6 protein-coding genes and 1 pseudogene are annotated in these 10,037 nt (G+C 58.4%); all 7 read right to left on the reverse strand.

Annotated features, from left to right (window positions below):
* Positions 1 to 1,215, reverse strand: a pseudogene (locus KH813_RS04745) (phosphoribosylformylglycinamidine synthase); the annotation flags it as partial.
* 226 nt (positions 1,216 to 1,441) lie between these two features.
* Complete coding sequence (locus tag KH813_RS04750) at positions 1,442 to 2,089, reverse strand: immunity protein YezG family protein (RefSeq protein WP_303993891.1); 648 nt, start codon at positions 2,087 to 2,089, stop codon at positions 1,442 to 1,444.
* A 13-nt stretch (positions 2,090 to 2,102) separates the two neighbouring features.
* Entirely contained in the window at positions 2,103 to 2,900 is a 798-nt protein-coding gene (locus tag KH813_RS04755) for an ABC transporter permease (RefSeq protein WP_303993894.1), read from the reverse strand.
* Entirely contained in the window at positions 2,890 to 3,663 is a 774-nt protein-coding gene (locus KH813_RS04760; protein ID WP_303993897.1) for an ABC transporter ATP-binding protein, read from the reverse strand. The genes KH813_RS04755 and KH813_RS04760 overlap by 11 nt, the downstream gene beginning before the upstream one ends.
* A gap of 13 nt (positions 3,664 to 3,676) precedes the next feature.
* The gene (locus tag KH813_RS04765; protein ID WP_303988814.1) at positions 3,677 to 3,931 is read right to left on the reverse strand and encodes a helix-turn-helix domain-containing protein; all 255 of its coding nucleotides are present in this window, start codon (positions 3,929 to 3,931) and stop codon (positions 3,677 to 3,679) included.
* A gap of 27 nt (positions 3,932 to 3,958) precedes the next feature.
* Positions 3,959 to 7,648 carry a helicase-exonuclease AddAB subunit AddA gene (gene addA, locus KH813_RS04770; protein WP_303993899.1) on the reverse strand — a complete coding sequence of 1,230 codons (3,690 nt, stop codon included), beginning with the start codon at positions 7,646 to 7,648 and terminating at the stop codon, positions 3,959 to 3,961.
* Positions 7,632 to 10,037, reverse strand: a 2,406-nt coding sequence (locus tag KH813_RS04775; protein WP_303993903.1) for a PD-(D/E)XK nuclease family protein, incomplete at its 5' end; no start/stop codon positions are given. The genes KH813_RS04775 and addA, both read right to left, overlap by 17 nt.

Genomic DNA, 10,037 nt, shown 5'->3' on the forward strand with positions numbered 1-10,037 from the left:
TACCTGGCCGGTCGCGAGACCGATCTGGTTACCGTAGGAGCTGTAACCGGCCGCCGCCTGTGTCGTAATCGTGCGCTGCGGCAATTTGCCGGTGAGCGTTTCCGAAAACGGCGTGCGCGGATCGCCGCTGCCGGTCACGCGCATCGCCTGGTAAACGTACGCGCGTCCGCTCAGGGGATCGCGAATGCAGCCGCCCAAACAGGTGGCTGCTCCGCCGAACGGTTCAATTTCCGTCGGGTGGTTGTGCGTTTCGTTCTTAAAGAGCAACAGCCATTCTTCCGTGCCCTTTTGGGTTTTGACCGGAATCTTGATCGTGCAGGCGTTGATTTCTTCCGACTCGTCCAACTCCCGCAAAAGTCCCTGCGCGCGCAACGATTTCACCGCAATCGTCGCCAAATCCATCAGCGATTGCGGCCGCGGATTTTCGCCGTACAAGCCGTTGTGCACTTCACTGTACCAGTCGTACGCTTCGACGATCGGCTCGGTAAAGTGACCCGCCTTGATATCGACATGCGTCAGTTCCGTGCCGAAGGTCGTGTGGCGACAATGATCGGACCAGTACGTATCCAAGACGCGCAATTCGGTCAGCGTCGGATCGCGATCCACCTGATCACGGAAATATTCCTGCACGACCGCCAGATCCGCTTCATCCATGGCCAAACCGTACTGCGTAAGCATTGCTAAAAGTTCCGGCCGCGTCGCGGAAATGAATCCGTCCAATACCGGTACCGGTTGCGGTTGATGCGCCGGCGCGATGAGCTCCCGCGGCATCTCCCAAGCCGCTTCGCGCGCTTCGATCGGGTTGATCACGTATTCTTTCAATTTAACGATGTCGACCGGTCGATCAATACCGGTGACGACATATACTGTAGCATACGCTACACGCGCATCGACGCTCGGATCCAGCAAGCGCAGACATTGCTCCGCCGAATCAGCGCGCTGGTCATATTGACCGGGCAATAACTCGACGGCAAAGGCCGTTTCCTGCGGACCGATTTGCAAATGTTCCGTCCATGTATCCACGGGAGGTTCCGCAAAAATCGTCGTCATCGCGCGAGCAAACAGTTCTTCACTGACACCATCCACGGTATACCGATGCCAAACCTGCACATCGGCTAATGACGTCAGGCCCAGCTGCTCCCGCCATTCCCGTAAAAGGCGTTGCGCCGTATCGGCCAGCGCCGTTTTTTTGGCGACAAAAACTCGTTGTAACATAGTTTCCTCCCTCATACTATGCAGCGCGCCAAGTGGCGCGGATGACCAGCAATTGATTGAGTTTATTCTACCATTACAGGCCGGATTTTTCCATATTTATGGCGTACGAAAACATCTTCATTTAAAAAAGAATTCGCTGCGTATCGTATTTATATTTGAACATAAATTCAATCGTTCGGATTTTATCCGGCATTTTTTTGCTAAATAAAAAACAGAAGATGCGTATTTACGCATCTTCTATCGTCTCGCTTGCTTTTGCCGTTGCCGCCGCCTTGTTTTCGGTTCGTAGCGCGTGCACGCGGACGCGACGAGTGCCGCGATACTCAGGCGTTTCTCCGGGCAGCCGTTCCCAATAGCCGCGCGGGCGTCGACGCCACAAGCGATGCCGCTGCTTGCGCAAGGGCCGATGCCATGCGCTGTACGCCGCCGTAAGCAGTCGACGCAAACGCAACGGCAAATAAACGGCGCCGAAACGTTCGTATTCCCACGCAAATTGCTCTTCAATCGGATCGAACTGGTAATGATGTCGATGACTGTAAATCGCGCTCTCCAAACCGTGCGGCGAAAATTCCAGCGTCGCGCTTGTCCATGGGGAACGTCCCGGGTTCTCCGCGATCCACGCTTTCCAAAGTTCGCGCACGGCCGTGTCGGCCGCCGCCATTTGCAGCCACAGGTCTTCTTCCGCGCCGCCCGTCCGCCAAACGGAATCCGTCCAGTAGACATACTCCGCGCGCGTTTTCGGGCGGTAATAAAAATAATGAAGCGGCTCGGTCGCCATGAGCGTTCGCCAAACGACGCGTCCCCACGGCTCTTTAATCAGCGCCGCTATCGTCTGCATTACGTCGGCGTACGCCGCCTGCATTTGTTCGTTCACGCTGCTTCCTTTCTCAGCGGTGATCCCGCCATGGTGTCATATACCGTTGCCACTGCGCCAACAGCGCCTGGACAATTAATCCCGCCACACACAACACAAAGATGCACGCCAACAGCGGCGCGGTCAACATCAGATCCCCGAAATGCAAAATCAGCGCGCCGATCCCCGTCTGCGCCGCGATCATTTCCGCCGCGACGACAAGCACGAGCGCCGTGCCGCAACCGAGTTGCAAGCCTGCGAACAATTCCGGCAGCACCGCCGGCAACGCGACGGTACGCAAATACCGCCCGCGACTCACAGGATACATCGCGGCAACCTCACGGTAAAGGCGCGGCAAACGCACCAGTCCCGCCATCGTGTTAATAAAAACCGGGAAAAAGACACCGAGCGCAATCAGCACATATTTCGGCAATTCACCGATACCGAGCCAGAGCACGAAAAGCGGCAAAATGGCAATTTTCGGCAAGGGATAAAAGAAATAAATATACGGTTCGATCAAGCGTCGAAACGTCGGCGAAAGTTCGCCCGCGAGCGCCAACAACAACGCCGCAAGACCGCCCGCGATCACGCCGACCAGCCAGCGTAGCGCGCTCGCTGCCAGCGCCGGTCCCAACGTGCCGTTTTGCACTAACGCCGCCAACGCGCTCGCGATTTGCGACGGCGCGGGGAGATATACCGGTGAAATCCACCCCTGACGCACGCTCCACTCCCACAGACCGAGCAGCAACAACACGCCCGCCAGCGCCCACCAGCGTGCGCAACTGCTTTCTTTGGGCGCCAAACGGTACCGTACTTCGCGTTCAGTCGTCATGGCGACCTCCCTGCGTCAACGCCGCCGTGGCGCCGGCTTTAATTTCCTGCCAAATGGTTTCTTCCAGCGCCGCCAACTGCGTCCGCGCGCTGAGCTGATGCCGTTCCTTGCGCGGTATATCCACCGTCAAACATTCCACAATGCGGCCGGGGCGCGGCGAAAACACCCAAATCACATCGGCGAGCCGCACCGCCTCGGCGATGTTGTGCGTGACATACAAGGTTGCCGGACGCAATTCTTCCCAATATTGCACCAAATCATCTTCCAACAGCCGACGCGTCTGCGCGTCGAGCGCGGAAAACGGTTCATCCATTAATAATAAATCCGGCTCGGTCACCAGTGCGCGCGCGATCCCGACGCGTTGTCGCATGCCGCCCGAAAGCGAACCCGGATACGCATCCGCGAATTCGCTCAACTGCATGCGCGCCAATTTTTGCGCTACCCGTTCGACAATTTCCTGCTGCGAAAACTCGCGATCCTCTAAACTGAACGCCACATTTTCCGCGACGGTCAGCCAGGGAAACAAACCGCCCTGCTGAAACACCATCGCCGTCTGCGGCGGTTTCTCCGCGCCGCGCCAATACAAACGCCCCGATGTCGGCGGCAGCAATCCCGCCGCCAGGTATAAAAGCGTCGATTTGCCGCAACCGGAAGGACCGATCAGCGCCACGAATTCTCCCGGCGCGACCGTTTTCGTAAGCGGCGCCAGCGCTTGGATTAGCGCGCCGTTTTTCTCCGTATAGGTCTTTGTGACCGCGTCCAAACAAAATTCCATATTACTCAAACAGGGCGGTTTGCTCGTAGCGCGGGCGGGCGTTTTTCTCCGCGCCGAACACCCGCTCCATAGCGCTTTGCGTAATAAGTACCGTGCCTTCCGATTTACGGGTTTCCGTCGCCGTAAAAATCGGTTCCACCAACGTTCCGTCCGGCCTGCGATAGCCGCCCGCGTAGTGGCGCAACGTGGATGCGGGCACGTCCCAACGCACCGCCGCCTCCATCAAAGTCATGACTTCCGTCAACGCATCCTGCATATCCGCCCTCCTTTCTGTTCGGTCTCATTATAGCACGGCATCGCCGTCGTCTTGCCACGTGATCGCCTCGTGCAAGGCCAGTGAATAAATGATTTTTTTCACGACCGGGCGCCGCCAAATGCGCGTGGCCGCATGAGCGTATAAATCGAGTTGGCGATGGTAGCGTTCGTAAAGCACATTGGCCGTATCCACGCGATCGGTTTTATAATCCAAAATCGCAAGATCGCCGCTGGCCGTCGCGTACAGGCAGTCGATCACGCCCTGTAAAAACACTTCGTCATCGCCCGCCGGAACGCCGAGTGCCACCGATGCCGGCAGCAACATTCCGAACGGACATTCCCGCAACACAAAAGAGGATTGACGAATCTCCGCCGCCGTGTCGCAGGTTAACCACAAATCGAGATCATGACGATGGGCCAACTTCGCTTCGGCCGACGTTATTTTTTGCGCGTGCTGAAGTTGGTCGAGATACGCCTGCGCCGTCGTAGTCCCGTCGCCCGCGCCGATCTCGGCCAAAATGCGATGCATGAGCGTACCGTAACGAGCCCCGCCGTCCGGCCGCATGTCCGGCGTGACAAATTGCGGCGGACGCACCCAAGCGTCATTCACCGGTTTACTTTCCGCCGCGGCATCTTCCTCGATCATCGTCACTAAACGCACCGCTTTTGTCGACGCCTCATCAGCCGTCTGCGTCGGTTGCACCGTCAATATCGGCAACGGATAATCCGCCGCCGGTCGTTCCGTTTTTGGCAACGGCGGCAAAGCCGCCGTGATTTCACCCAAATGATGCGTTACTTCCGTCACGGTGACTTTCGCGGGAATCTGCGTGGCAAGCGGTTTGTCATATTGCCAGGAAAGGCGTTCCGCGATTTCCGTCAGCAGCGGCGTGCCCGTCAATGTGCCTTGCCGCACGTTTTCTAAACGCGGATCCGCCACCGTTGCCACCGCTTCGTTCCCTGTCGGCGTCACCGTCTGCACATCCCAGCGCGGCAATGTCCCGGTTTCGAGATGCGGCCACAACCATTCCAAATAGGAGCGCGCGGCTTCCGGAGCCGCATGCGCGCCGGTCGGTGACGGGCCCGCGTAAAGATACAATTTATCTCGCGCGCGTGTCATGGCCACGTACAAAAGCCGCTGCTCTTCCGCCAGCGTTTCCCGCCGCAAAATTTCACGCAGCAAATGCCAGCGCACCGTCGGGTACGTCAGACGACGCTTTGCATCGTAGCGAGACAGTCCGATCCCGTAACGACGATGCAATAAAAGACGCGCCTGCGTATCTTTCCAGTTAAACTCTTTATCGATATTCGCCAAAAACACAACCGGAAATTCCAGCCCTTTGCTTTTGTGAATCGTCATAATGCGTACCGCGTCTTCGTTTTCGCCCATGGTCGCCGGTACCGACAAATCCTGCTTCTGCCGCTGCAGTTCTTCTAAATATTCCAAAAAGCGCGAAATCCCGCCGCCGGCACCGTCGTCAAACTCGACCGCGCGCGCGTACAAGGCTTCCAGGTTCGCGCGTCGTAATGATCCCGACGGCAAACCGCCGACGTACGCATGATACCCGCTTTCTTCGTAGATGCGCCGCACCAGCTGACCGATGCCGGCTTGACGCGCCAACAACTGCCAACGGGTAAGCAAGGCGTAAAATTCTCCGACTCGGCCGCGCTTTTCTTCATCGGTGAGGCGCGTAAGCCATGTGGGCAAAACATCCCACAGCGCCGGCGCTTCCTCATTGCGCAGCAGCGCCATTTCCGCCAGATCGCGTTCATCGCAACCGACGAGCGGCGAGCGCAACACGGCCGCCGCCTCCAAATCGCGTCGGGAATTATCGAGCCAACGCAAAAGCGAAAGCATGGTCTGCACTTCGGTCGCGGCAAAATAGCCGCCGGCCTGCTCCGCGTACACGGGAATACCCGCCGCGCGCAATACTTCGACAAAGACATCAATCCTAGACGCGACCGAACGCATCAAAATCACCGCGTCGCGCCAGCGAAACGGACGAAACGTGCCGTCGTTTTCCTGCACGACGGCCGTCTCGTGCAAATGCAACAACTCATCCGCGATCGCCTGCGCCTGCGCTTCCATCGCCGATAACGGTTCTTCCTCCGCATCATCGTCAATGGGCGGAATATCCGCCGCGTCCGCCGTCGTTGCGTCATCGAAAGGCGTGACAAAGCGCACGCTGACGGAACCGCCGACCCAGTTCTCCGGCGCGTCCGTGATCGTCCGCCCGGGGATAAACGCCGCGTTTTCATCGTAAGAAAATTCGGCGGCGGGCGGTTGCATAATTCGGGCGAACACTTCATTCACCGCATCCAACACGGTGCGATCGCTGCGAAAATTTTCCCGCAAATCAATGCGTCGCGAAGTCGCCTGCACGTCTCGCGAAAAACGTTCGTACTGACCGAGAAAAATCGTCGGATCCGCCAGCCGAAAACGATAAATGCTTTGCTTGACATCGCCCACCATGAATCGATTATCCGCGCGCGCGATCAGGCTTGCGATCAGTTCCTGCACGCCGTTCGTGTCCTGGTACTCGTCGACCATGATTTCATCGTACTCGCGGGCGAGTTCCCGCGCGATGTCCGACGGCAACGGCGCGTCCGGCGTAGATTCCGGCGCGAGCAACAGCGTGAGCGCGTAATGTTCCAAATCGCTGAAATCGATCAGGCGCTCCGATTTTTTCCACGTAGTGTACGCGGTCGCGAACGTTTTCGTCACCTTGACGAGTGCCGCGACAAGCGGCGCGGTCGCTTGCAAATCGTCCCGCCAGGTCGCGGGCGCGGCGGCTAAAATGCCTTCCGTCCAGCCCTTCAACCATGCTTTCCCGGCGTCGCGAATCTCTTTGGCCGCCGTCTTGGCCGCTTTCGCCGCCTCATCCTTCAGCTTGCCGCCCGGCCAACGCATCGGCGCGTAGGCCTGCGCCGCGTCATAAATAGTGTGCCAGTCTTCCCCGTCACAAAGCGCCGTCGCGGTCGCATAATCCGCCGCCAAAACCTCCCGCGCGTTTTGCAGTTGCGGGTACAGCGCCAATTCATCCAGCGCGTTCTGTAATTGCATTCGCCATTGCGTGACGCCCGCGCGCCACTCTTCCCAAAGCGGCGTCAGATCCGCCAAGTCCGCTTCGGCATACGGCGCGGCGAGCGCCTCCAACCACGCTTCGGGAAACGGCATGCTGCGGCTGTATTCGTACAATCGCAACACCGCGGCGCGCAGTTGCGCGTCATTCGTTTTTGTGCGGAAAAAATCCGCCAATTGCAAAAATTCCGGTGACGCCTCTTCATAGGCTTCAAACAACGTCTGCTCCAAGGCTTCCAGCCGCCCGAGCGCCAACTCCTGCTCGCCGCCCTGACGAAAGCCCGCGTCCAAATCCAAACGGTAAAAATATTGGCGAATAATTTGCTGGCAAAACGCGTGGATCGTTGAAATTTGCGCCGATCCCAGCAGCGCTAATTGCCGATCGATGTGCGCCGAAGGCGTCGTCGCGGCGGCCGCGGCGAGCGCCGTGCCGATGCGCGTACGCATCTCCTGCGCCGCCGCCCGCGTAAACGTCATTACGAGAATACGGGTAATATCCGCGGGATCGTGCGGATCCAAAAGCCGTCGAATGATGCGTTCGACGAGCACCGCCGTTTTACCCGAACCTGCCGCAGCGGCGACCAAAAGATTTTGGCGACGACTCGTGATCGCCGCTTCCTGTTCAGTTGTCCATTGCATCGCCGGTCTCCTTTGCGACTGTCGCGGTCATTTTTTCAAGAGCTTCTTCATCATTCAAACTCGGCAAGTAACGGTAGCGGTTGCCGGCAAGCGCCGGGTCAAACCCGCAAACCGCGCGGTACGGGCAGTACTTGCAGGCCACGGTGTTGCCTTGGCGATAGGGCATCACATCGATCCGTCCCGCTAAAATTTGCGCGCTGATTTGCGGCAAAAGCGTCGCTATATACGCGACAATCAACCGCATCGCGGCTGCGTTTTCCGCCTTGGCATCTTTGCGCAGACTGCCGTCTTTATTAATACGAATCGGCAAAAAGGAAATTTCCCCGCCGACTTCGCTGTCGATTTTTTCTAAAATTTCGCGTTCCGAAAGGAAATAACCCTGCGTCTGCAATTGCTGCTTGAGCGCTTTGCGAATCGTCGCGTCATCGCGCGGCGGCGCCTTCAAATCGGCGCGCTCATCCTGCACATACACATACATAATGCCCGCCGGCAGCGCTTCGCCGTCATCCCGCCGCAACGCCGCGTACAAGTACGTCGCCAGCTGCAAACGCAGACCGTAGTACAAATCGCCGAGCGAAATCTTCGTATCGCCCGTTTTATAATCGATGATCAGGTAGTACGTCTTTCCCGTTTCGGGATCGCGATAATAATCCAGTCGGTCGATCGTGCCGATCAACGTGAATTCCGTGTCGCCGATACTGCCGACCGGCAACGTGAACATTTCTTCCAAGCCGGCGGTTTGGAACGCGCCGCGCTGCGACCATTCCGCCAGACGCGTCAACGTTTCCCGTAAAGTTCGATCCAGCTGCGTACGGATATACGAGTAAAACGGATTCGTCGCGAAGCGGTCATTTTGCACGCGCGGCGCGATAAGTTCCGCAATGGCCCGACTGCGATCGGTGATTTCTGCCGAATCGGCATCGCGAAATTCACGCGTCTCCGTCAGCAGTTCCGCGCCGAATTGGTGCAACGCCGCGTGCATGTACGAACCGTAATCCGCCGGGGTCAATTCGCCGCGCGCGGGTTCGTCCAAATGCAAGCCGTAGCGCGCGAAAAAGCGGAACGGACAAGCGCGATACATTTCAAACGCGGTGACCGAGGCGTGAAACGTGCCTTGCGGCGCGTAGAGCTTACGGCTGAGCGCGGGACCTAACACCGCCGCCCGATTCGTGTAGAACAGACTGCGCGTCCACGCGTACGCCGCGCCTTTATGCGACGGTTGCCGCATCGCCCAGTCGTACAAGCCGAACCATTCTTCCGCGGGCGATTCTTCGCGCAGCGCCTGCGGTAATCCCGCCAAACTTTGGCGCGGTCGCACCCAACCATCCTCCGGGCAAGAACTGACTGCCGAATGAACGGAATCCGTCCAACCGAGCGCGACCAGGCGTCGCAGTAAAAAGGCCGGTTCCAACGCGGTGCCGTCTTCATCGGCGCGCGCGTAACTCAGATACAATTTTTCCTCGGCGCGTGTCCACGCCAAATATTGCCATTGCCGTTCCTGCAAAGCAAGCGTGACCGAGTCCGTACCGAAGGCCAGGTCCAGTTGCGCCAGTTCCGTACGATCACGATCCGACCACAGACTCAACGGTTGCGGACGCGCGGGAAAGACGCCTTCATTTTGGCCGAGCACAAACACCGCGCGCGCGTTGAGCGGATAGCCGCGGTCAATCGTCGTGAAAGTGACGTGATCGAGCGTCGGCGGAATCAACGCGTAACTCAACTCCGCGAGCAAATCCGTCCAAATGCGCGCCACGTCTCGCGCCGGCCACACTTCCGCGCCGCCGACTTCGACCCATTCATCCAAAAGCGCGTAAATGCGTTGCAAGACCTGCTGGCGGCCGCGATAAATTTCTTCCGTCAGACTTTCGCCGTGCGTTAATAATTCCGCTTCCAGCGGCAAGCGGGCCAGCAGATCATACATGACCAGCGCCACTTCACGTACGGTCGCCTGCGTTTTAAATACTTGCGCCAGCGGCGCCAGCCATTCTTTAAGCGTCGCGCGTACGCCGTTGACCCGATCCCAACGCGCCTGCTCGCGTTCCGTCACCGGCTCCGGCGCTTCCAGGCGGCGAATGCGGCGATGCTGCCAGGGTTCCTCTTTGGTCCAGTCGCCGCGGCTGATCGCAAACTCGCGGCAATACATTTCCAGTTCTTCCACGTCGCGCGTCGCTATCGGCAGCAATCCGGTTTTCAGCAAACGCAGTACCTGCGACGTGCTGTAACCTTGCGCCGCCAAGGTCAGCGCCGCGCTTACAAAGACCGCCAACGCGTCGTGGCGCATCGCCTGCCGCCGATCCGTAAAATACGGAATCTCGTAGCGCTCAAAAGTGCGGCGCAAGCGCTCCGTATACGCGTCATGATGCCGCAGCAAAACAATGATATCGCGGTA

Origin of the sequence: Negativicoccus succinicivorans, from assembly GCF_018373335.1 — a bacterium.
Lineage (GTDB): Bacteria > Bacillota > Negativicutes > Veillonellales > Negativicoccaceae > Negativicoccus > Negativicoccus succinicivorans_A.

Bases quoted from the DNA above. Each gene is read 5' to 3' on its own strand.
- KH813_RS04755 (WP_303993894.1), bottom strand. From the start codon at position 2,900: ATGACGACTGAACGCGAAGTACGGTACCGTTTGGCGCCCAAAGAAAGC.
- KH813_RS04765 (WP_303988814.1), bottom strand. From the start codon at position 3,931: ATGCAGGATGCGTTGACGGAAGTCATGACTTTGATGGAGGCGGCGGTG.
- addA (WP_303993899.1), bottom strand. From the start codon at position 7,648: ATGCAATGGACAACTGAACAGGAAGCGGCGATCACGAGTCGTCGCCAA.